Annotated in this window: 18 protein-coding genes; 6 read left to right on the top strand and 12 right to left on the bottom strand. The window is 67.7% G+C overall.

Annotated features, from left to right (window positions below):
* Positions 1 to 69: 69 nt before the first annotated feature.
* A complete protein-coding gene (locus ACZ63D_RS28785) occupies positions 70 to 606 on the top strand; it encodes a ricin-type beta-trefoil lectin domain protein (protein ID WP_465357486.1) in 537 nt (178 codons plus the stop codon).
* 126 nt (positions 607 to 732) lie between these two features.
* On the opposite strand, the gene ACZ63D_RS28780 is transcribed toward ACZ63D_RS28785, so the two are convergent.
* Positions 733 to 1431 carry a hypothetical protein gene (locus ACZ63D_RS28780; RefSeq protein WP_465357485.1) on the bottom strand — a complete coding sequence of 233 codons (699 nt, stop codon included), beginning with the start codon at positions 1429 to 1431 and terminating at the stop codon, positions 733 to 735.
* Between the two features lie 23 nt (positions 1432 to 1454).
* Complete coding sequence (locus tag ACZ63D_RS28775) at positions 1455 to 4436, bottom strand: CHAT domain-containing protein (RefSeq protein ID WP_465357484.1); 2982 nt, start codon at positions 4434 to 4436, stop codon at positions 1455 to 1457.
* 225 nt (positions 4437 to 4661) lie between these two features.
* Between ACZ63D_RS28775 and ACZ63D_RS28770 the strand changes: the two genes are divergently transcribed.
* The 3 genes from ACZ63D_RS28770 to ACZ63D_RS28760 all read left to right on the top strand — a co-directional run bounded on the left by ACZ63D_RS28770 (position 4662) and on the right by ACZ63D_RS28760 (position 7775).
* Positions 4662 to 5096, top strand: a complete 435-nt coding sequence (locus ACZ63D_RS28770; RefSeq protein WP_465357483.1) for a hypothetical protein — start codon at positions 4662 to 4664, stop codon at positions 5094 to 5096.
* A 503-nt stretch (positions 5097 to 5599) separates the two neighbouring features.
* Entirely contained in the window at positions 5600 to 5806 is a 207-nt protein-coding gene (locus tag ACZ63D_RS28765; protein ID WP_465357482.1) for a hypothetical protein, read from the top strand.
* Positions 5807 to 6002: 196 nt separating this feature from the next.
* Positions 6003 to 7775: a serine/threonine-protein kinase gene (locus ACZ63D_RS28760; protein WP_465357481.1), complete on the top strand. Its 1773-nt coding sequence runs from the start codon at positions 6003 to 6005 to the stop codon at positions 7773 to 7775.
* Positions 7776 to 8022: 247 nt separating this feature from the next.
* Here ACZ63D_RS28760 and ACZ63D_RS28755 read toward each other — a convergent pair whose 3' ends face one another.
* The 7 genes from ACZ63D_RS28755 to ACZ63D_RS28725 are packed head-to-tail and all read right to left on the bottom strand — an operon-like array spanning position 8023 to position 17171.
* Positions 8023 to 9486: an aldehyde dehydrogenase family protein gene (locus ACZ63D_RS28755; RefSeq protein ID WP_465357480.1), complete on the bottom strand. Its 1464-nt coding sequence runs from the start codon at positions 9484 to 9486 to the stop codon at positions 8023 to 8025.
* A gap of 5 nt (positions 9487 to 9491) precedes the next feature.
* The gene (locus ACZ63D_RS28750; RefSeq protein WP_465357479.1) at positions 9492 to 10595 is read right to left on the bottom strand and encodes a Zn-dependent alcohol dehydrogenase; all 1104 of its coding nucleotides are present in this window, start codon (positions 10593 to 10595) and stop codon (positions 9492 to 9494) included.
* A 24-nt stretch (positions 10596 to 10619) separates the two neighbouring features.
* Entirely contained in the window at positions 10620 to 12920 is a 2301-nt protein-coding gene (locus tag ACZ63D_RS28745) for an AMP-binding protein (RefSeq protein WP_465357478.1), read from the bottom strand.
* A complete protein-coding gene (locus ACZ63D_RS28740; protein ID WP_465357477.1) occupies positions 12917 to 13705 on the bottom strand; it encodes a gamma-glutamyl-gamma-aminobutyrate hydrolase family protein in 789 nt (262 codons plus the stop codon). The genes ACZ63D_RS28745 and ACZ63D_RS28740 overlap by 4 nt, the downstream gene beginning before the upstream one ends.
* Positions 13702 to 15048 (bottom strand): glutamine synthetase family protein, encoded by a 1347-nt coding sequence (locus ACZ63D_RS28735; RefSeq protein WP_465357476.1) that lies wholly within the window; start codon positions 15046 to 15048, stop codon positions 13702 to 13704. The genes ACZ63D_RS28740 and ACZ63D_RS28735 overlap by 4 nt, the downstream gene beginning before the upstream one ends.
* Complete coding sequence (locus tag ACZ63D_RS28730; protein ID WP_465357475.1) at positions 15041 to 15688, bottom strand: hypothetical protein; 648 nt, start codon at positions 15686 to 15688, stop codon at positions 15041 to 15043. Before ACZ63D_RS28730 ends, ACZ63D_RS28735 begins: the two co-directional genes overlap by 8 nt.
* A gap of 55 nt (positions 15689 to 15743) precedes the next feature.
* Complete coding sequence (locus ACZ63D_RS28725) at positions 15744 to 17171, bottom strand: APC family permease (RefSeq protein WP_465357474.1); 1428 nt, start codon at positions 17169 to 17171, stop codon at positions 15744 to 15746.
* A 211-nt stretch (positions 17172 to 17382) separates the two neighbouring features.
* Here ACZ63D_RS28725 and ACZ63D_RS28720 point away from each other — a divergent pair, with 211 nt between their 5' ends.
* Positions 17383 to 18093, top strand: coding sequence for a TetR/AcrR family transcriptional regulator (locus ACZ63D_RS28720; RefSeq protein ID WP_465357473.1), 711 nt, complete (start codon positions 17383 to 17385; stop codon positions 18091 to 18093).
* 27 nt (positions 18094 to 18120) lie between these two features.
* On the opposite strand, the gene ACZ63D_RS28715 is transcribed toward ACZ63D_RS28720, so the two are convergent.
* The 3 genes from ACZ63D_RS28715 to ACZ63D_RS28705 are packed head-to-tail and all read right to left on the bottom strand — an operon-like array spanning position 18121 to position 21684.
* Positions 18121 to 19473, bottom strand: coding sequence for an NAD(P)/FAD-dependent oxidoreductase (locus tag ACZ63D_RS28715; RefSeq protein WP_465357472.1), 1353 nt, complete (start codon positions 19471 to 19473; stop codon positions 18121 to 18123).
* 8 nt (positions 19474 to 19481) lie between these two features.
* The gene (locus ACZ63D_RS28710; protein ID WP_465357471.1) at positions 19482 to 20177 is read right to left on the bottom strand and encodes a transporter; all 696 of its coding nucleotides are present in this window, start codon (positions 20175 to 20177) and stop codon (positions 19482 to 19484) included.
* A 52-nt stretch (positions 20178 to 20229) separates the two neighbouring features.
* Complete coding sequence (locus ACZ63D_RS28705) at positions 20230 to 21684, bottom strand: MFS transporter (protein ID WP_465357470.1); 1455 nt, start codon at positions 21682 to 21684, stop codon at positions 20230 to 20232.
* Between the two features lie 211 nt (positions 21685 to 21895).
* Between ACZ63D_RS28705 and ACZ63D_RS28700 the strand changes: the two genes are divergently transcribed.
* Entirely contained in the window at positions 21896 to 22504 is a 609-nt protein-coding gene (locus ACZ63D_RS28700; RefSeq protein ID WP_465357469.1) for a TetR/AcrR family transcriptional regulator, read from the top strand.
* Positions 22505 to 22601: the final 97 nt, after the last annotated feature.

The raw sequence follows: 22601 nt of genomic DNA, 5'->3' as shown, positions 1-22601 counted from the left end.
GAGCTGAGATGAATGAGTCGATAACTCGAACTCATGTCAGCTGATACCCCGAAATCAAGGAGAGACGCCATGAAGAAGAAGTTCCTCGCCTGGTCGGCCAGCGCGCTCGCGCTCGCCGGCGCGCTGTTCACCGCGACTCCCGCGGTCGCGGCTCCCGCCGCCGCGCCCAAACCGGTGCAGCCGGTCGGCTACTACGCCTTCGGGTCGTACTACTTCAACGGCACGAAGTGCATCGACGAGGACTCCGACGACAGCAGAGGCGACGGCCGCAAGGTCTGGACCTACAACTGCAACGGCAGCTACAACCAGCAGTGGGCGATCGCCCCCGACGGCTCCATCCACAGCACCAACGACGGCCGCTGCCTGTCTCCCTCCGCGACCGGCCTCGGCGACCCCGCCCCGCGCCTGGAGGGCTGGGGCTGCAACGGCCGCGCCGAACAGCAGTGGGTCTTCTACGACGACGGCACCATCCGCAACCGCCTCCTGGGCACCTGCATCCAGTTCGGCTTGGACCAGGTCAACAAGAAGGGCGTCTACACGTTCGTCGCCCAGTGCAACAACCTCGCCCCGCTGCAGGGCTGGGACGCGCACTACCTGCACAGCTGACCGGACCGCCCGGGCGGAGCCTCTGGAGGGGCTCCGCCCGGGTGCTCGGCGACGGCGCCGAAACGCGGTTCTCCGCCGCGCCCGGACCAGGCAAGTTCCGCCGGTCCGGAGCAGCGGCCGCGCTCTTCACGAAGGCAGCTCGCTGTGGCTGGTCGCCCGCCGTACTGCTTCCGGAAGTTCAGCGCGAAACCGCACCTGGCCACCCCTCGGGCGGCGTACTGTCGCGGACACCGTCAGCAGCGCTTCGAATGGCACTTCTTTCGGCGCTTTGAGCACCGCGAACATCCGGAGAACCCCGGCCAGCTCGCAATTCGCCGTCCGGCGGAAGCGCCACTCGAAATCGCTTTCCCGTTCGCCCAGGCCGAGCGCGAAACATTCGTTCCGGTTCCGTTCGGTGTTCTGCGAGGCCGCGGACTTGAGGAAGCCGAGGTTGGCGTTCAGCCCGATCTGGCTGGTCACCTTCACCGGCGACGTCTCCTGCAGCGGGTACAACGACCAGGCGACAGGCTGGGCGGCAGTTCGGTCCGGCGTGGTCAGCCTGACTCCGAGCCCGGCTTCGACGAACGGTTCGGCGAGGTCCGGGCGCAGTGTCATCACCAGGTGGAGTTCGAAGAAATCGAATCGTTCGCGCTCGCGTTCGAGGTGCTCCCGCAGAGCCTCCCGGTCCGCCTCCGGTCGCGTCACGGGGGCGAGGACCGGCTCGCCGAGGGACATGCGCTTGGCGACCGCGCCGCACGGGTCGCCGCCGAGGGTGTCGCGCGGGCGCAGCACCACGTCGTGTTCCCGTACGGGCCGGATCGTGATCGCGAACGGCGGCTCGTCCATGCTGCTCCCTGTCCGGTTCGGTGCTATCCCGGGTGGCCCACCATGCAGAACGTGCCCCAATCCCGGTACTGCGGAAATTCTTGCCGGGTCCGTTGCTGAGCATAGCGAAAAGCGCCGGAAACCGTTCCGGAACGGCGAACGCTCTGATACAGGCAGCGGAAGAACACCGCTGACACCGCTGGTTGCACGGGCCACAACGCGCCGATCACCGCGCCTGCGCCGGCGCGCAGGAAAAGCGAAGGCAAACCGGTCAGGTTGTCGTCGCAGTCGTACCGGACGAGCAGTGATTCGCACGCTTCGATCGTCACCAGCCGGACTGCCCTCAGATCGCGCTGGAGGATCTGGTGGGCGAACAGGCGGCCGTTTTCGCCGTTCAGGAAAAGGCAGTGGAACATGGGCGCGTCGGGATCCTGGGCGCCGTGCGCGGCCAGGTGGAGGTAAGGGGTCTCACCGGCGTGCCGGAGGAATTCCTGGGGAGTGGCCCGCTCGCCGAGCACCGGCGAGCAGCCGAATGCCGCGGCTATCTCGGCCGCGCTGCGCTCTACCGACTCCTCGCGGGGCAGGCCGTGCTCGACACCGCCGCTGGCCGAGGCGATCGAAAACACTCCGTCGCGGGACGCCGTAGCCGGTCGCCAGAAGAGCGGCTCGAGACAGGGGAGCAGGCACACGGAGAAGTAGTCGGCGACTATCCCGTCTTCGAACGGGAGCAGCCAGAACGGCAGGACGTGGCTGGCTTCGTGCCCCCAGAGGCACAGTTCGGTGATGGCGGCAGTGTGCCGCACACGCGCGAGCAGCGCCAGGATCGGTTCGATCGTCATTGCCTGGCTCGCGAGGTGGGCAGCGGCGGTGCGCGAGACGTCCCGGTGGAGCGGGTCGTCTTGCACAGTATTCAAGAGAGACGCGCCGTCGAAGACGGTCGACATGGTCAGCACACCGGTATCCGCGTCGCCGAGGCGGATACCGACGGCGAACTGCTCCGTATTCCAGACTGCGAGGGGACGGGTGGTTCTCTTGGCCACCAGTTGGGCCATGACTCCGATGCCGCGGTCGCGGCGGAAGTCGCCGACGAGCAGAGAGACCAGACATGAGCCCGGGGAAAGAACGCGCTGAACGTCCGCGACAGTGCGGGGCCGCGGCCCGGCCAGCGCGGAACGGCTGAGGTGTGTTTGCAGTGTTTCGTGATAGCGGCGGCGCCCGTTCGCGGCGCGCTCTTCGGGCGTCGCCCCCGCGCTTGTTTCCAGGGTGGAGACTGCCGCGGAGAAGTGCGGGGAAAGGTCGCCGGTCACCCGCCAACGCTGCGGTGCTTTCTCGCTGACCAGCGATTCGACCGTAAGCCCGGTCAAAGCCCCGAGCAGGCCGGAGGTGAGCTGGCGGTCCTGCTCGTGGCGGTCGGCGCGCATCGCCCCGGCCAGCGTCGTGCCTTTCGCGATCTGGTGCAGGAGAAGCCAGACTTGGTCGACTTCGGGAAAATTCCGGTCCGCGGCGACGATGGCGAGAGTGCTCAGCACCTTTTGCCACAGCACTCGCCCGGAAAATTCCAGGAAGTGACCGGATCCGGAAGAAATGAAGTGCGCTCTCGTCAGCAGCAAGGCGATATCGGCTGCCGAAGTGGCTGGGTAGTGTTCTATTTGCTCGGCGAGTGCGAAAATGCCCAGTGTCGCCGTCTGCGGGTATCCCATGACCAGATAGCGCGAGATCGCATCGGCGGTCAAGAGCGCGTCTCCCGTGCTGGGGTCGCGAAGGGCGGAAGGCAGGTCGAATTCGCGCTGCGCGGCGGCAAGGGAGAGTGCGGCCCCGACCGGGCCCTCGGAGCCGACAGCGTTGTGGAGTTCCTGGAGTACATCCAGGTCGCAGTCGTTGTGGTAGACGTTGTGCACTGCTGCCGCGATGTCGCCCCGGGCCAGGAACGCGCCGGGCGCAGTGGCCCCCGAATGGTCTTCGCACGACGTCCGGTCGCCAGGGAGGCAATGCGCTCCCGCCCGGACGATGCGCATGCGGGCCTGTTCCATGCCCGCCGACGGCAGATACGGCAGGAAAACCCCGGCGAGCCGTGCCGCGACGCCGTTCTCGTCGGTCGCGATCGCCCACTCTATTCCGGACGTGTAGGCCCACGCGGCGCCGTACAGGCCGAACTCGGCGACCATCGGCCCAGGCTTGCTGCTTTGGTAGAGGCGGGGCCAGCGCAGGACCACCGAGGAATCGTCGAAGATTCCGGCGAACTCGAAGATCCGCGCCCACACGACCGGATCGTCCTTGGCGGACATCAAAGTTCCGGCCTCCGCGAGCAGGTCCGAGATGCGCCTCAGGTCGGCAGGCTGGCCGATGGACTTCCGCGTCAGGCCGACGAGAGCCAGGTAGGCCAGCGCCCGGCCGCGATCCCGGCCTTCGCCGGTTTCCGCGGCCCGCTGGAACAGCGCGGTGGCCTGATCGAGCGAATCCTCCAGCTCGGGAAACCTTTCCAACCCGGAGAACGAGGGTGAGGAAACCTGACGTGCCCAGGAGAGCGGCATCGGGAATCCGTCGGTCCACGCCTGGGAGAGTTCGCGAACCGCGAGAGACTCGCCAATGCTCCGGAATCCGACCCCGATCGAAAACGGCTCGAAGCGCACGCGCCCGGCGGCGATCAGCGACTCCGGAAACGGATGTTCCGCCAGCAACTCGGAGGCCAGACGGATGGCGTCCGCCATGAGCCGGGGATCGTGCCGCTCGGCGAGAATGTCGATGGTCGCGTTGACGACGTGCAGCGCCGCCCACCGCGGCCCGAGCGAGTTCCTGTCCCGTGGCCGGACGTTCTCGTGCAGGAGAAGGAAGAAATTGCGGCGATGCTCGAGCCGGGAGAACTGCCGAGGTTCGCGGAACGGAAGGCCACTGAGCCGCTCGGCGGCCTGGTGGCTGATTCCCGGCAGTTCGCGCACTCTCCGGACTGCTTCGGCTTCCGAGATCAACCGGAGATTCCGGTCCTGGACCAATGCGGCGATGAGAACTTCCGTCGTGGCATCCGCCATCGGCCCTCCCTCGGCAACCCCAAGCCCAGACTAGAGGCGGAGGCGGCGCGATTCACCTCGAGTCACTCCGTGATGGTGGTCGGCGTGGTCACCGGGGGTCGTTTGCGAGGCGCTCGCCCGGTACAAGGAACGAAATTTGCTAATTCGGCAAGGTTCTTTGCTCGATCCCGGGAGACAGACCGATCCTGAATCGACAGGCGACCTCGACACAACGGAAGGAAAGCCATGACCGATCAGACTGCCGCGGTGGTCGGCGACCGCCTCAGCATGACGGGTTCGGCCACGCTCTTCACCCTGACGAAGACGACCGGAATCGGTGCCGTGACAGGCACTGTGGACGGTGCTGCGTACGGCGAGCAGACGAGCGAACTGGCGGAAGCCGGTGACGGACGTTTTACCTACACCATGTTCCACCAGTTCCTCGACAATGATGGTTCCAGGCTTTACACGAACGATCGAGCCGCCCTGAGCCCAGGCGCTCCCGGCGAGCCGTCGACACTGGAAGTGGAGTACACCGTCGTGGAGGCGACGGGCCGGTTCGAAGGCTGCCGCGGAACCTTCCGCAGCCGTGGCTGGCTGCGGACCCCGCCTGGCGACGCGGGTTTGGTCCAGCACAGCGTCGGCGTCGTTCAGTTCGCGGGAGAACTTCGCTGCGGATAACGGTCCGGGGGCGGGGTGCCCGGATGAATTCGGCGCGTACCAGCTTGCCGGTAGCGATTGGCGAGTGCTCAACAGCGTCGACGGCGGGCATCCCGTGCGCGGACTGTCGCCCTCGCTGAAACCCGCTCGGCTTGCCGCCATCGTGCAGCCTTGATCGAGCTATACCGCACCGCGTCAAGGCCGGTCGGCTGGTAGGAGGCCGAGGTGGTCGGTAAGGGCATGCCCCACAGGGGTTGGCGTGTTCGATTCCCTTTCCGGATGCGGTAGGCCGCCGGTTGAAGGCGCAATTTTCCGTGCCGAACCGCAGCCGTTCCCGCGTTGCTGCTGGCAGCCAGGCCCCGTCGGTGCAGTGGCCACTCCGGTTGCCTGCGAATGAGAAGGAATATTCCCAAAGCTCGGCGGGCAACCTAAATGCTCGTCAAGTTTCCCGTCGTCGGCGCGGTGTCGTCGTAATGTGAGGCACCGAGACAAAAAGATGAACCGCTGACCGCGAGGGGGCAGTCATGCTGGAGGCATTCGTCGTCGTGGGTGGGATCGTCGTGGTTCTGCTCGCGGTGGGGCTGGTCGTGGACTCGAAGGACATCGGCCGCAAGGCTCAGCCGGGCGCTCGGCGGGACATCCCCGGCCGGGCCGGGCGGGGGAACGCCTGCCCGGAGCGGAAGGCCGGTGAGCAAGGGGGCTACCTGTTCATCAGCCAGCCGTGGAGCTGACGGCACGGGCGGAGCGCACGGATTGCGCGTCGATCCGGTCGGCGAACAGACGGTCGGCTTCTGGCGTTCGTAGCGTGTGCGCGTAAGTCGCTTGCGTGCTTGGGCAGCCGCGCCGGACAGCCTCACAGTAGGTATCCAGGGCTACGGTAGCTCGGTGTCTCGCCTGAGCTGAGCGAAGCGTCTGAGGGGGTCGAGCATGCGCCCTGGCGAACTGGTCGATGGTCGTTATCGCCTGGAACGCAGGATCGGTTCGGGCGGGATGGGAATGGTCTGGCGCGCTTCGGACGAGAAGCTGGATCGTGTGGTCGCTCTCAAGCGCGCACTGCCCGCGGACACTGTTCGGGATCCAGGGCGTGCGGAGCAAGTGCGGCGCGAAGCGAGAATCGTCGCGCGGGTGAATCATCCGAACGTGGTGACCTTGTACGATTTGGTGGAGCACGACGGCGATTTGTGGCTGGTGATGGAATACGTGCCCGCCCGCAGCTTGGCGGACACGCCGCCGCGTTCTCCGCGCGAGGTCGGCCGTATCGGCGTGCAGCTGGCCAGTGCGCTGGCGGCGGTGCATGCCGCGGGCGTGGTGCATCGCGATGTCAAGCCGAGCAATGTGCTGGTCACCGGGGACGGCTTGGCGAAGCTGAGCGATTTCGGCATCTCGCGTGTGAATTTCGGCGACACGACGTTGGCGCAGAGTTTTGCGATCATCGGAACACCGGGCTATCTCGCACCCGAAGTCGCGGACGGGGCGGAAGCTACCTCGGCCTCGGACGTCTTTTCGCTGGGTGCGACATTGTTCGCCGCGATCGAGGGAGTGTCCCCGGTCGGCGTGGGAAATCCGCTGGCTCTGGTGCGCCGAGCGGCACGCGGCGAGATCGCTGTTTCGCGTCGGGCCGGGGAGCTGGAGCCGGTGCTGTCCGCATTGCTGTCCCGCAAACCACGGAGACGACCCGATGCGGCGCAAGCCGTGCAGATGCTTGCGGATGCGCTCAGCCGCCCGCGGCGGGTCAGCCATCGGACGTCGGTCTTCCGGGCCGCAGCGTGGGCGGTCATCGCGGTTGTGCTGGGCAGCCTGGGAGGTTCAGTTCCCGTCGTCTCCACCTCCCCTCGGCGACAGGCTGCGGCAGAGGAGTTGTTCACGGTCGGAGACCCTCGTGCCGCTGATCCGTGCGGGCTTGCCCGCCCGGACGAGCTGACCCGCTTCGGCGAGACCGAACTCGACACCGGCTACGGAAACTTCAATCAGTGTCGCGTGCTCCTGCACATCCGGGAAGGAGCCGACGTCGATGTCATAGTGCAGTTGGATCCGTCTGACACCAGTCGCAATTTCCCCGGAGAACACGAGAAACACGGCCCGCTGACGGTCATCCGTCATCGGCCCACCAACGTCGAATGCAGCCGGACGATCTTGCTCGCGGACCGGACGCACGTCGTGCTCCGAGCGCGAGACGCCCATCAGGAGAAGGCGGACTTGTGCACCTTGGCTGACGCGGCGACGACCGGGGCACTGGAGGTACTGGCCCAAGGGGTCGTCCCTCGCCGCACAGCGCCCGCGCCCGCGGCGTCGCTGGCGTGGGTGAACGCCTGCACGCTGCTGGACGCGACTGCTCTCGGCCGATTTCCCGGCGTTGACGCGCTACGGCCCGAGGTGGGTTTCGGTGGCTGGGAGTGCCGATGGCGCAGCACCACTATTCCGGTGAAGCTTTTGGTGACCTTTGAGCGACGCCCGCCGCTGACTGCTGAGGACGGGCAGCCCGTCCGCTTTGGCGGCCGGGAAGCTTTCCTCAAAGCCGGCGGTTACGGCGCCCAGTCTTGCGTAGCCCGGATCGTGTACCGCGAGGACAAGGAACTCGGGGCGAAATCAAGCTATGAAACGGTCGTAGTCGCAGTTATCGGCGATTTACCGTCTGCGCAACGATGTCAGCTGGTTGCCGCTATTGCCGGACCTGCGGCTTCCGGCCTCCCGCCGACCTAGACAATCCCGAACTGCATCCGCAGGGCGATGGTCTGTCAGGTGCGTTACGGCTGCGTTCGGCCGCACAGCGGACGCGCCACCACAGCACGCGGCTCTGGTTCGAGCAACATGCGGATGCTGTTGACACTGACTTAGGTGCTCATGGATTCCCCTGCGGGCGCCGCTGACCGTCAATCGAAGCCGGTCCCAGCGTGTCCTGGTCTCAAGCATGGTCGGCTCCGCACGACCCCGTCCCCGAACGCGCCCCTCAAATCGGAAGATCGGCCGAGTCCACGCCCACGACCCGGTCCCCGCAGAACACCCGGACCGACTCGGCGGGACCGTGTCCGCCGATGCCCGCTGGCCCCCAGAAGGTCTGGGCCGAACCGTCAGCAAGGTCGGCGAGTTTCGCGCCGTTGATGCGCACTTCCCCGGCGACGACGCGCGAGCCGATTTCCATCGCGTGGTCGGTGTCAGTGCCGAAGACATACGCGTCGAGCCCGGAGGGGTTCGCGTTGGCGATCCGCAGCGCCTCCTCGTCGGAGTCGACCGCGTGGACGGAGACGACCGGGCCGAAGAGTTCGGAGTTCGCCTGCGCGGGGTCGGCTCCGGAGGCGATCGTGGGGGAGAGGAAGAAACCGTCGAGGGCGGGAAGCCGTGCGGGCTGGGAGATTTCGGCTCCCGAAGCGCGCAGGTCCGCGATCCGGCGCACGAGGGTTTCGTAGTGCGGTGCATTGGAAATCGGGCCCAAGTCGGCGTTCTCGTCGAGCGAGTGGCCGATCTCGAGCGCGGAGATGCGCTGGTTCAAGGCATCGAGCAGCGCGGCGGTCATGCGCCGGGGCGCGAGGACCTTGCCGGGGCCTTCGCACCATTGCCCATTCAACTTGGTCAACCCCTCGACGATGCCGTCCGCGGCGACGTCGACGTCCGCGTCCTCAAGGACGAGAACCGGGTTGTTGCCGCCGAGTTCCAATTGGAGGACTTTGAAATCCTCCGCAGCGGACCGGGCGATGGCGCGGCCCGCGCCCGGGCCGCCGGTGAAAGAGACCACCTTGACGCGCGGGTCGGCGGTCAGCGCGGCCCCGACGGCTCCGGTGCCGTGGACGAGTTGCAGGGCACCGGAGGGCAGTCCGGCCGCGACGAAGCACTCCACAACGATCTGGGCGCTGCTCGGCGCGTGTTCCGAAGGTTTCAGGATGACCGGGCATCCGGCGGCCACGGCGCTCACGACCTTCGCCGCCGGGATGAAGCTGGGTCCGTTCCAGGGCGTGAGGATCGCGGCCGGTCCCAACGGCAGCCGGTAGAGGCGGACGTCGCGGCCGCCCGCTTCGAGTGCGGTGATCCGGGGAATTGCGACCAGATCCGTTGCTGCCGAACGGACTCGTGCGGGCAGGAATGACGCGACTGTCCTCGTGACGCTGATCGGCACGCCGCTCGTCAGCGAGTCCGCGCGGGCGATGTCTTCGATGCGTTCCGCCAGGTTCGCCGCGACTCGCTCGAGCATGCTGGCTCGCTCGCGCCGGGCGTCGTCGTCCCAAGCGCCGATGTCGTAGACCCGCTCGGCGTGCTGCAAGGCGCGTTCGACGTCGCTTGGGGCGGTCGTCGCCATCTGATGCACGGGCTGGCGCGTGTTGGGGTCGAGATTCCAGGCGTCGGGGAGCGTTTCGCATTCGCTCCATTCGTCGGCGATGTAGTTCAGCGGGACGGGCACTGTGCGGTCGCTCGGGGACATCGGGCTCACCTTCGGGAGTGGAGGTCGACGACGATGCGGGTCACGTCGCCGGATCGCATGGCGGCGAACCCGTCGTCGATGTCGCGGAACGGGATCACGGCGGTGACCATTTCGTCGAGCAGCAGCCGGCCCTGCTGGTACAGGCGCGCGAGCTGGAGGATGTCCTCGCGCGCCTGCCCGGAGCCCATGTAGGAGCCGATGAGCCGTTTCTCCTGGAAGAAGAAGTCCGACGCGGGAAGGCTCAAGTCGGTCCCATCCGGCGCGATGCCGACCAGGCAGGCGGTTCCGGCCGGGCGCAGGACGGCCAGGGCGGTCGCTGCGGTGCGTGCCGAACCGACGGCTTCGAACGAGTAGTCGACGCCGTCGCCGAGGTGTTCGCGGATCGCGGCGACGACATCTTCGCTACCGCCGTTGACGGTGTGCGTGGCCCCGTACTTGCGTGCGGCCCGCAGCCGTGCGTCATCGAGGTCGACGGCGATGATCGCTGACGCTCCGGCGAGGCGAGCGCCTTGGACGATGGCGGAGCCTACCCCGCCGCAGCCGACCACCGCGACGGTGCTTCCCGGGCGGACCTCGGCACCGCGGAAAACCGCGCCCACTCCAGTGATGACGCAGCACGAGAGCAGGCAACCCACGTGCGACGGGACGTCGTCGGGAAGCTTGACGAGCGCGTTCTCCCGCATCAGCGTGTGCTGCGAGAACGCACCCAGATCGCCGAGCCGCTCGATCGGGCGGCTGTCCAGGTGCTGGAACGCGGGCCTCAGACGGCGGCGGACCTCCGCGACCCGCTGGCACTGCGTCGGACGCCCGGTTTCGCAGTTGGGACAGCGGCCGCACGACGGTGTCAGCGCGCCGACCACTCGGTCCCCGGGCTGGAGACCGGTCACCGCCGAGCCGACCGATTCGACCACGCCCGCTACTTCGTGGCCGAGGACGGCGGGCAGGCCGATCGGCACGGTCCCGGTTTTGTAGTGCAGGTCGCTGTGGCACAGCCCGACGTGCGAGACCGCGATCCGGGCCTCGTGCGGTTCGGGGTCGTCAACCTGGATCTCGGTCAGGGCGAGCGGTTCGTTCACGGCGCTCAGCACGGCGGCCTGGGTGGTGATCACGTCAGTTCTCCTCAGTCGTCGGGTTCACGCGCGTGCGCCCTTTTCGGTCCAGAAGCTCTGGATTCCCGCGCTGTACACGCCGCTTTCCCACGCTTCCCGAGCGGCGACGTCCTCCCGGGCGAAGGCTTCCTCGATTTCGGACGGCTGCGGTCGCAAAAGGGCAAGGTGCATCGCCGTCGTATTGGCCGCCGGGGTCCAGTCGAGGACGGTTTCGACCGCGCGCTCGACGAGCTGGTCCGGTTCGACGATTTCGTCCAGGAGACCGATCCGCAGGGCTTCCGCGGCGTCCATCCGGTGCGCGCCCAGCACCATCCGGATCGCGTGGCCGCGGACCAGCCGGGGCAGCAGGACGCTCGTGGCGTTGGAGATCGTGAGGCCGCGCCGGTTCTCCGGCTGGTAGTACTCGGTCGCCGGGGTGCCGATCCGGGTGTCGCAGCACAGCGTGATTTCGGACGCCCCGCCGACTGCCAAGCCGTTGACCGCGGCGACCACCGGGATGCGGGTCTCCAGGATGGCCCGGGTGATGTCGTGAAAAGTCTCGAACGCGGTCTTGACCTCGTCGTAGCAGGTGGGAGCGGCCGCGAGGTCCTCGCCGGCGGAGAACGCCCGGCCCTCGCCGGTGAGGATGATGCCGCGCACTTTCTGCCCGGTGCCGAACTCGCGGATGACGCTCGCGAGGCGGCGACGGGTGGCGACGGTCAGCGCGTTGAGCTTTTTGGGCCGGGACAGGGTGAGGACCGCGACGTCCCGGGTGATGTCGACGCGCAGATCGGGCCGGGCCGGGCTGAAGTCGTAGACCAGGCCCGGATCGGCTGCGGCCCGTTCCTTGAGCGCGGGCTTGGACACCCGCTCGGACGGAGTGCGCGGGAAATCGGCCACGAACTCGACATACCGAGGCACCTTGAAGCGCGCGAGCTGATGCCCGGCTCGCTGGACGATCGATTCCGCGGTCGAACGGTCGGCCGCGACGCCGTCGGCAAGCTGGACAAAGGCTTTGACTTCTTCGCCCATCAGGTCGTCCGGCTCGGCCACGACCGCCGCGCCGACCACGGCGGGATCGCGTTCGAGCACCGCCTCCACCTCGGCGCTCGCGATGTTTTCGCCGCCTCGCCGGACCATGTCCTTGATGCGTCCGACAATCCTGATGTCACCGTCCTCGCCGCGAACGACGATGTCGCCCGTGTGAAGCCAGCCGTCGCGCAGGATTCGCGCGGTGTCCTCGGGCCGGTTCCAGTAGCCCTCCATCATCGGCTTGCCCTTGACGGTGAGTTCTCCGCGTTCGCCGTCCGGGACCTCCGCGCCGTCCGGGCCGACCACGCGCACCTGCTTGGTCGGCACCGGACGGCCGAGGCTTCCGCTGCCCACCGCGGCGGGATCGGCGAAACTCGAAACCAGGTCGAACCCCGACTCGGTCATCCCGTAGACCTCACGCCACGGAGCGCCCCATCGTTCCTCCAACGCGGAGTGCAGGTCCGCGGGAATCCCGGAGCACAGCACCATCCGGACGGAATTGTCGCGGTCGCGCGGATCCGGCGACTGTTTGAGCAGCAGGGTCGGCATGGACCCGAGGACGTAGAAGAAGGTCGCGCCGTGGCGGCGAACGTCCGCGAAGAAGCCGGAGGCGGAGAATCGCGGGAGTACGACCAGCGGAGCCCCAATGGTGAGCGCGAGCGCCACGTTCCACTGTGGATCCATGTACGAGAAGGGTTGCGCGGTAAGCAAAACGTCGTCGGATCCCAAGCCGGTCGCGGCCGCGCACAGCCAGCCGTTGCGGACCCAGTAGTCGTGCGTCAGCATGCAGGCCTTGGGAAATCCGGTGGTTCCCGAGGTGTATTGGAGGTTCGCCAAGGTGTCGGCGGTGACGGCGACGTCGGGTGCGCTGGCTGAGAACTGCGCAGACCCGTCGTCTACCACCCGCACCGCATCCGTGCCCGCGACGTCGTGCACGAGCGGCAGGTGGTCGTGGTCGGTGAAAACCAGCCGGGTGCCGGAATCCTTCAGCACAAACGCGAGGTCTGCTTGCTGATACTTCGCATTGATCGGCACGGCCACCGCACCCGCTTTGAGCGCGGCGAGCCAGGCGACCGGCCACTGCACGACGTTCGGCAGCATGACCGCGACCCGGTCGCCGGGTTGGACGCCGTCCGCCTCGATCAGGCGGTGCGCCAGCCGAGAGGTCCAGGCGTCGATCTCGCCGAAGGTCCACGAACGGTCGCCGAAGCGGAGGAATTCCTTGTCCGGCGATTGGACCGCGCGTTCCGCCAGCAGCGCGGTCAAGGTCGGGGTCGGCGGATCCTCGCCGAGGCGGTCAGCCGCGATTGTCATGCTTTCACCGTTCCTGCGTTGTTCGATAGTCCTGGGGCGCACCGGCGCTGGGCCGACTGTTCGACGATCCACACCAGCGCGGGATCCGTGCTCGCCATCCACTCCGGATGCCATTGCACGGCCAGCACGGGCGAGCCGGGGAGTTCCATCGCCTCGGCCACCCCGTCCTCGGTCCGGCCGGTCACGGCGAGCCCGGCGCCGCACCGGTCCACCGCTTGGTGATGCCACGAGTTGGTGACCGCGCGGTCGCCGAACAGCCCCGCGGCGATCGAGCCGGGCTCGAAGGCGACGACGTGATCCGGCGTGCCGTCGGTCGGCGCGGATTCGAGGGAGAGATGCCGCACCGAGCCGGGGGAGAGGTCGGCGACGAGCGTGCCGCCGAGCGCGACATTGAGGACCTGCATGCCCCGGCACACGCCGAGGACGGGGATTTCCCGTTTCAGCGCCGCATGCACGAGTGCGATCTCGTACGCGTCGCGCTCGGCGTCGTGCACCGCCGGGTCGGCGCGCGGGTCGATTTCGCGCACCACTGCGGTGTCTCCGCCCCAGCGGGCCGGGTGCACGTCCTGTCCTCCGGTGACGACGACGCCGGACAGCCATTCCGCGGCGTCTTCCGGGGGAGCGTCGTAGGGCAGATGGACCGGTACGCCGCCGGCCCGCGCGATCCTGGTCGCGAAGGCGGCCATGTAGCTGTCGGTGTGCATGTCTGCGTAGCGGCTGTCCGAGCCGTCGACCAGTCCCATGCGGAAGCGGCGGCCGGTGACGCCGATGAGCGGCTTGGTCACGGCAGCTCGAAGTAGCGCCGGGACTCCCACTCCGAGAGCGGGGAGTACGGATCGCCGCCCTTGGTGTGGAATTCCATCCATTCCCACCGGCGGGACACGACCCAGAAGTCGACGAATTCGTCGCCGAGGTATTCGCGCAGGATCGGGTCCGCGTCCAGGGCGGCGAACGCCTTCGACATCGTGTCGGGAATCCGGGGCACGCCGCAGTCCTCGGGAAGGCACCAAGCCATGTCGGCGACCTCGTCCGGAGGTTCGATCTCCCGCTCGATTCCGGCCGCCACTCCGGCGAGCACCCCGGCCAGCGCGAGGTACGGATTGACGTCGGAGCCGGGAACCCGGTACTCGAGCCGCGAATACCGCGGATGGTCGGTGATGGCGCGCACGGCGGCCGTCTTGTTGTTGACTCCCCAGCTGATCGTCGTCGGCGGTCCGCTGAATTCTTCCAGCCGCCGGTACGAGGTGATTTGCGGAAGCACGATCGCGGCGTTGCCCGCCATCGTCGCCATCAATCCGCCGATCGCGTGGCGCATGAGGTCGGTCAGGCCGTCTTTGGCGAAGAACTGGTTCACGCCCTCGCGCTGCAGCGAGAGATTGATGTGCGCGCCCTGTCCCCACCCGGCCGTCGGCTTGGCCATGAAAGTGACCGTGCGGCCTTGCTCGAATGCCACTTCCCGCATGGCCTGGCGAGTGCGGGCCCAGGCGTCGGCGAGCGCGATGGGGTCCGTGGGCGCGAGATTCAGCTCGGTCTGCCCCGCGGCGGCCTCGTCGGTCCACGCTTCCCAGGCGATGCCCAGGTCGTCGAGCCGGGCCGCGACCGCCTCCATGTAGTCGACCCAGTCCTTCGACCGCGCCAGGTGGTAGGTGGCACCCGCGCTGCCGCCGAGCGGAGTCAGGTCGCGGTATCCGCGGATGCGCGCTTCCTGGACGGATTCCTCGAAGAGAGTCGCCTCGATCTCCACCGCGACGGTGGCGGTGAGACCCAACGCGGCGAGCCGGTCCACCATGGCGCGTGCCAGGTTCCGCGGGCAGATCGGCACCGGCGTGCCGTCTTTCTTGCGGTAGTCGCCGATCACCGAGTCCAGTCCCGGCTTCCATTCGACCAAAGTGGACAGATCGGGAACCATCTGGATGTCGTAGAGGTTGCCGCGCCAGTCCGCGTAAGCGTCGCCGAGGACGAATTCGTCGCCGAGGTCGATGGCGAAGAGCACGTCGGCGAAAGCGAAGCCGGTTTCCTTGCCGGAAGCGAACTTGGCTGCGGAGACGGTCTTGCCCAGGAAGCTGCCGTCGTGGTTCGTCGCTTCGAGGCGGACGGTCTTGCCCGCCGTTTTCGGGAGATCAGACATCGAAACGCACCTTCCACGAAGCGCCGGTCAGGACGGACAACTGCGCCCAGGTGCCTTTGACGCGCAGGCCGGACGACAAGGCGAGCAGGAAATCGTCGGCACCGGTGAGCACTCCAGCCAGGACGTCGGGGGAGCCCGCGAGCAGATACTCGGAAGAGCCTTCGCCGAACCTTTCCTCGGTCCGGCCGTCCTCGCTTTCTGCCACGACGACAAGGACGTCCGGCATGCCGGCGAGGTCGCGGGTGAGGTCCCAGAACCGCCGGGCCGCCTCCCGCCAAGGGGGAAGCGGCGGTGTCAAAGCGCGCAGCACGGCCTCGGCCAGTTCCGTGTTCCCGGCCGGTTTCTGAGTCGGGGAGAACCGGGCCCGCAGATCGACGACGACGGTCGCGTCAGGTTCGGTGAAAACGCCGCTGCTGACCGCGATTTCGCCGCGCTGCACAACGATGGTGGCGGCTTGCGGGGTGTCATGGGAGCGGAGCGCGACGGTTCCCTGGATACGGGCCAAGGTGTCGCCTTCGTGTCCTGTTCGGACAGATTCGCGCAAGGCGCGCGCGATCAAGCGGACCACCGGAGTCGCGTCCGGCTCGATCGCCAGGGCGGTCGCGTGCTGTAGCGCGGGAAGCGTCGTCGTCTCGGTCATGCTGGGTTCCTTTCGCCCTGAACGCGGCGGAGTTGTAGTTTGTCATATGACTTGGTCAATTGACCAGAGCTGTGTAGACCGTCGGCTTCTTCGCCCGCAGGCGCAGCGCCCACACCAGTCCGGCGACGTAGGCGAGCACCAGGAAAGCGAGGAAGGCGCGGGCGATGCCGGCCGAGCCGATCAGCAGCTCGAAGTTGCTGACCACCAGGAAAAGGGCGCCGAGCAGGCTCGCCGAGGCGATCCCCGGCGCGACGGCGCCCTTCCATTTCGATACGCCGCCGGGGTTTCGGCGAAAGTGCACGACGACGGCGACGGAAGTCAACGCGAGCAGGAAGATCAGCCCGAGCGTGCCCGCGCCGCCGAACCAGGCGTAGATCTGCGTCACGGGATCGAGGCGGCATACGGCCATGACTGCCAACGCGAGCGTGACGACACCGGACGTGACGAGGGAAGCGATGTGCGGCGAACGGTGCTTCGGATGGGCCGCGCCGAACCTCGCCGGGAGTGCGCCCTTGCGGCCCAACGTGAACGTGTAGCGGGACACGACGTTGTGCACGGTCAGCACGCACGCGAAGAAGCTCGTCGCGAGCAGGCATTGCAGCACGTCGTGCGCGAAGGCCGACACGTATCTCGTGGCCAGGTCGGCGGTGAGGGCCTCCGGGTGGCTGGTCGCCAGGTCCACGACCTTGCCGGTTCCCGCACCGACGATGACGGCCCACGCGGAGACCGCGTACACCACGGCGATGACGAGCACCGCGGTATAGGTGGCGCGCGGAACGGTGGTGTCCGGATCCTTTGCCTCCGAACGGAATACCGCGGTCGCCTCGAAGCCGACGAACCCGAAGATCGCATACATGACGCCGGTTCCGACGGCTCCCTGGCTGAACGCGCTCCACGTGAACGGTTCGCCGGACAAGCCGCGGTCGCCTCCGTGCACGACGATCGCCAGGTCCAGCACAGCGACGATCAAGACCTCCGCGACGAGCAGGGCGCCGAGGACTCGCGCGCTCATTTCGATGTTGCGGTAGCCGAGAACGGCGATGGCGAGCAGGCACGCCGCCGAGAGCGACCACCAGGGGACGGAAACCCCGGCGAGGGTCACGAACACGTTGTGCACGGCAGCGCCGAGGTAGGCCGCGACCGACACGAGAAGCACCGCGTACGTCGCGATCGCCAGTGTCGCGGCACCGAGGCCGACCACTCTGCCCAAGCCTTTTTGCACGTAGGAGTAGAACGCTCCGGCATCGGCGACCTCGGGTGTCATCGCGGAGAACCCGACGGTGAACAGGACGAGCACGAGTCCCATGACGACGAAGTTCAGCGGTGCGCCGGTCCCGTTGCCGGTCGCGATCATGAGCGGGATGAGCCCGGCGACGACGGTGAGCGGGGCGGCCATGGCCACGACCATGAACACGATCTGCGGCACGCCGAGCGTGCGCGCCAGTGCTTCGGTCTGCCGGTCCGGCGGGAGGTCACGGGTCATGGGGTCCTCGAATCACAGTCGAGTGGGGAAGGCCGCGGGCATCGGAGGTTTCGCGCTTCTCGGACGAAGGTTCGCGCGGTGCGCCCAGCGACGAGAGCTATGGTTACCGAACGTCCGGTAACCTGTCAACAGCCGGTTCGGCGCGGAGGACCTGCGCCCCGCGCGCCGGGCCTGGATACGCTCGGCGAATGCGGCTCACGGAAGGACTGCGATGAACGACCAGGTGCTCGACGCCGATCCGAACGCGGACACCGCCACGCGGCTCAGGGCGGCCGCGGTGTTCCTGTTCGCCACCCAGGGCTACGCGGCGACCAGCATCCGCCAGATCGCGAGCCGGGCCAACCTCTCCAACGCGGGCGTGTACCACTTCGCGACCAACAAGGAGAGCCTGCTTCTCGACATCATGCGGGAAATGCAGCAGCGGCTGAACTCCGCCACCGAGGCTCAGCTCGCGCCCCTCACCCGGCCGGAAGACCGACTGGCCATCCTGATCAGCGGGCTCGTCGGCGCGCACGCGGTGAACCGGATGAGCAGCGGCGTCACCGACGGGGAAATCCGGGCCCTGACGCCCGGAAGCGACGGGCACCAGGAGATCGTGGCCATGCGCGACACGTACGAAGCGCACTGGAGCGCCGCGCTGCGAGACGGCGTCGACGAAGGCCTCTTCCGGATCGCCGACCAGCGGCTGACCCGGCTCGCCCTGTTGTCCATGTGCACCGGCGTGAGCGATTGGTACGACCCCTCCGGCACGACGCCGTTGCCGGTGATCTGCCGGGAGTTCGTCGGAATCGGCTTGGCCGCGGTGCGGGCGCGCCGGGACGGGACGGCGGTCGGGCCGGACGACGTCGCCCCGTTCGATCCCGGCAGCGTTTTGCGCGTGAGCTGGGAGCCGAGGGTCAAGGGGGCCGCCGGTCCGGCTTGACCGTCCGATGTGGACTCGCGGGAGTGTTCAGGCAGCGGGCGGAGCCCCTTTCCGCGCGTTCCGCCTGCTGCCGTTGATCCGGTCGTTGAAGCGGTCGACCGCCCAGATCGTGCGCAGTCCGAGCGGGCTCATCATGAGTGGACGGGGGAAGCGGGGTTTCTCGGCCCACAGGACACCCAGGTCTTCGGGCCGTTCGCCGTCGACGACGAGATCCGCGAGGAGCGAGCCGACATACGGTGCTTGCGCGAGGCCGTGGCCGTTGCAGGCGATCGAATAGAAGACGTTGCCGCCGAGCTGCCCGGCGACCGGAAGCCAGGACGAGGTGATGGCGATCCAGCCGCCCCAAGCCCGCTCCACCGCCACGTCGGCCAGGCTCGGGAACCGCGTCGCGAACGCGTCCGCGAGTTCCCGGACCAGTCCCGGGTCTGGGCGCTTTTCCGCTGCCGGGAGCGGAAAACGCCTGCCCCGCTCGATCCGGCGGACCCCGAAGACGATCGTATCCCGCGGGGTCAGCCGGTAGTTTTCCATGATGTTGTGCTGGGTGATCAGCCCGGAACGGCTGGTCCAGCCCAGCGCCTTCAAGCGGGCGGGATCGATCGGCTCGGTCTCCGCCTCGATCACCCACAGCGGCACCGAAAGGTGCTTGGGCGTGATCTTCCATTCGCCGGAGAAGGCGTTCGTCGCGAGCACGACCTTGTCCGCACGCACTATGCCGCGAGGCGTTGAGACCACCACCTGAGCGCCGTCGCGGGTGACGTCCGTGACCTTGGTCTGCTCGAAGACCCGCGCGGACGACGCCAGGAGTTCCCGGCGCACGCCGCGGGTGAACTTGCCGGGGTTCATGATCCCGCCCGCTACTTCGCGCATGCCGCCGAGGAAACCGCGCGGGATCCCGAGTTCCTCGCTCGTGCCGAGCTCGACCTTCGTGCCCGCCTTGCGGAGGATCTTGGCCACGCGCCGCACCCGTCCGAGCTGCCCTCGGGACACCGCGGCGAAAGTGTTGCCGGTCGGTTCGTAGTCGCAGTCGATGTCGAACCGCTTGATCAGGTCTTCGACATGCAGCGCCGCGTGCTCGGTCAACCGGGCCATGCCGGGCATTCTCTTGCGGAAGAACAGATTCAGCAGCTGGATGTCGCCGCCGGGCGCGCTCGCGAGCTGGCCAGCGTTGCGGGAGCTGGAACCATGGCCGCAGAACTGGGCTTCCAGCACCACGACGTCCTGTCCGCGCTCGGCGAGGCGCAGGGCGGTCGACATGCCGCCGAGCCCGCCGCCGACGACCGCGACGGCACAGTTGAGGTCGCCGTCCAGCGGAGGCTGGATGTCGGACGGCGGGTCGATCCACCCGGTGAAGCTGCGGTAGTCGACGTTGGCGGTGTCCACGGGATCTCCTAGGCGCTCGCGAGCTTGGTGCGTCCGGACCGGGTCGCGGGCTCGATTCCGGTCGCGACGTTGTGGTTGTGCAGGGCGCGGTAGGCCCGGAAAATCACGTACATCTGGGTGCCCCAGGTGGCGAGGGCGAGCGTGTAGAACGTCGTGCGGTACTGGTCGTCCGGAATCGGGAAGAAGTCGTACATCACCGCGATCGCCAGCCCCGCCGCGGTGGCCAGAGCGGAGGCGACGGCGGAAGCCTTGGCGCGCGCCCGCCAGAGCCGCACGGTGAAATAGGCGAGGAAGATCGCCGTGACCGCGTTGACCGCGACGTAGAAAATCGCCGAGCCAGCGTGGAATTCCCAATGGAACTGCTGGAAGTACAGTCCGGCCACCCCGGCCAGCGCGAACGCGCCGACATCGGTTGCCACCGAGGGCTTGTAGAGGTGCGTCACGCGCATGAGGCCCAGTACGAGGATCAGCGTGATGCCCACCGAGCGCGAGAAAGCGTCGAGGAAATACGCCACGAAGTACATGGCGCTGTGCTCGTCGCCGCCGAGCAGGGACCAGAGCAGGAAGTTCGTGCCGGACGTGGCGACGACGATCCATTCCAGGCCCAGCAAATAGTTTCGATAGTGCCGGATGAACTTCACGCCGTAAGTGAACCCGGCGAAAATCATCCAGACGTCGGCCAGAGCGAAGAGGGCTTCTTTCATTTCCTGTATTCCTTGGGGTTCGGGCCTTCGCTTCCGGCGAAGGCAGCGATGGTCAGGCGGCGCGGCGCCGGGCGCGTGCGCGGGAGACGGCCAAGGTCGCCAGCACGAGCAGGGCCACGACGGCAGCGATCCAGTAGCCGGAGCCGTAGAGATCCGCGGTCGCGACTTCTTCGCCGGTGCCGCGTACCGGGGTCAGCGAAACGCTGAGGTCGGCGCTGATCAGCGCGGTGCCGACGGCGAAGCCCACGGCCATGAAAGTCCCGGCGACACCAGCGGCCATGCCGGCCTTTTCTTCGGGCACGGCTCGTTGCGCGATCGCGAACCCGGCCGCGTAGCCGATGCTGCAGCCGAGGCCCATGACGGCGGCGCCGACGAGGTACTGCCACTGCCGGTCGTGCGCCAGCGCGAGCCAGGCCAGACCGGCGGCACTGACCAGCGCTCCGGCCGCGAACATCGACGCGCCGCGCCCGTTCGCCGCCGGCCGGTCCGCGATGGCGCCGCCGAGCAGGAAGGTCGCCGCGAACGGCACCATGAGCCAGCCCGTCTGCAGCGCGCTGAGCCCTAACCCGTAAGCGTCGGCCGGGCGGAGCGTCGCGGGGACGACCTGGGCGTAATCGCTGACCAGGAGCAGATAGGCCGAATTCACCGCCGCGAACAAGGCGATGCACACGCACGCCGCGGTCACCAGCGGGGTTTTCATGAAGGAGACGTCGAAGACCGCGGAAGCCGATTTCCGTTCGACGCGCAGCCAGAGAATCCCGCCCGCGACGCCGAGCGTCAACGGAATCAACGCCCCGGCACCCCACACCAAACCCTGCGTCAGCGTCAGGAGGATCGCCGCCACCCAGCCGATCATCCAGACGGTGCCGAGCACGCCGACCCGGCCGGAAGGCTCGGCGGGCGGAGTGTGCGGAATGGTCGCCCAGGACATGACCGTCGTCAGGGCGAATGCCGCGGTCAGCACGAAGAAAAAACTTCGCAGCGACAGATTCTGCACGATCAAGCCGCCGCCGATCATGCCGACGACGATGCCGACCCCGGTGGCGATCACGAGAACGGCCACGCCCGCGGTGATTCCGCGCTCGCCGAGGTTCCGGCGGAGAAATCCGAGCGGCAGCAATTGCGCGGCACCGCCGAAACCCATTACGAGACAGCCAGCCAGCAGCGCTGGATACGAGTTGCCCACTGCGGGAATGAGCGCACCCAGCGTAAGAAAAGCGGAAGCGAGCACTGAGGCGTTGCGATCCCCGTAAAGGTCGGCGAGCCGGGGGAGAAGGATGAATCCGGCTCCTCCCCCCAAGGTGAGCGCGGTGTAGACCCAGGTGGTCTGGGCGAGCGTGACGAGGTGGTAGTGCGTCGCGATGACCGGCAGAAGCGGCGGCACCACGAAGAGGACTGCGTTGGTCAAGACGACCAGTACCGCGCCGATGCTGAGGAGCGGGACTCTTCGCGCCGCCCGGAGAGGCGGAGCGGGGCGGACGAGGTCAGGCCGGTGCAGTTCTGCCATGGTCGACTCCGATGTCGTGGGCGAGCCTGCTGGAGGAAAGCGATCCCCGGTGGTCAGGGCCCATAAGCTAACCCTTCTTGGTCGTCCGATCAAGTTGTTTGACCAAGAGTTTTCCGGACGGCGGGGCGACCGGCTTCCCGGCCGCGCTGGTAGTCTGGGCTGGACTGGGTCAAATGTCCTAGTCGTACCGGGATCACTGGGGGAGGGCCGCATGCCACGCGTCTCGGCTGCCGAACGGCGGCAGGACTTCGTCAACGCGGCGATGGAGGTCATCGCCTCCCACGGCATCGACGGCGCGACGACGCGACGGATCGCCGAACAGGCGCAGGCTCCGCTGGCGACGCTGCACTATTGCTACAACTCCAAGGAAGACCTGTTCGCCGACGTCTACGAATTCGTCGGTTCCCAGTTCCAGGCGGTCCTGGACGGCAGCGATCCGCACAGCGGCCTCGCGGAGACCGCCCGCGAACTCCTTCGCGGAGTGATCAGCTGCTACTTCGAGTCGCACACGTTCGCGGCGGCGACGCTGGAGCTGTTCAGCTGGGCCCAGCGGCAGTCCGAGAACCGCGGAATGGGCGTCTACGAGCGCGCGGCCGAGACGATGCGCGGCATACTGCGGAAAGCGGCGCCGGGGGATCAGCTCAGCTCCGAAGCCATCGAAGACATCGTCAACGTCATCTCGTCCCTCGCCGACGGTTTCGCCTTGAATTGGCTGACGCGCGGCGACGATTCTCTCGCCGAAGACAAGCTCGAGCTCGTCACGGCGGTGCTGGACAGCTGGCTCGCGACCCGGCTCGACCAAGAGGCGGCCGCGCGCTGAACCGGCCCTAGTGCGGTCGCCGCGGGAGAACGGCCTGATCCCGCCGAGCCGATTCCTGTTGTCTCCCAACGTTTTGCGCTGAGGTCAGCGAGCTTCG

The organism is Amycolatopsis sp. NPDC104775, assembly GCF_055583325.1.
The sequence above is the reverse complement of the archived record's forward strand: the minus strand, read 5'-3'. Positions and strand labels throughout refer to the sequence as shown.